At 38.2% G+C, this 343-nt stretch carries 1 rRNA gene; it reads right to left on the bottom strand.

From position 1 onward, the window contains the following. Positions 1-227 precede the first annotated feature (227 nt). Positions 228-343: ribosomal RNA gene (gene rrf, locus OCV72_RS16455) — 5S ribosomal RNA — on the bottom strand.

The following is a 343-nucleotide window of genomic DNA, read 5'->3' as shown; positions in this document are numbered from 1 at the left end:
TATAACAATTACCTCGGATGTCTTGATTAAGATATTTAAAAATCTTATCATTTCTATTTCTTATATGCAATTTTCAAGGTACATAGAGATGCTTTTTTCTCCTTAGAGCTTCCGCATCTGTTCAATTTTGACTGAAGTTTATCAGTCATCAGAACTCTAAACAATGTTTAAAACTCTGATCACTGGTAAAACCAGTTTTATCTTAAGTATTATTTTTCTTTTTTTAAATTTGGCGGCCACCTACTCTCCCGCACCGTCTCCAGTGAAGTACCATCGGCCGCTTGAGTCTTAACCATCGTGTTCGGGATGGGAACGGGTGTTACCCTCAAGCGCATCGCCACCA

The organism is Dorea amylophila (assembly GCF_025567265.1).
In the GTDB taxonomy this organism is placed as follows: domain Bacteria; phylum Bacillota; class Clostridia; order Lachnospirales; family Lachnospiraceae; genus Dorea_A; species Dorea_A amylophila.
Note: the sequence above shows the minus strand (reverse complement) of the source record. Positions and strands in the feature narration are given on the sequence as shown.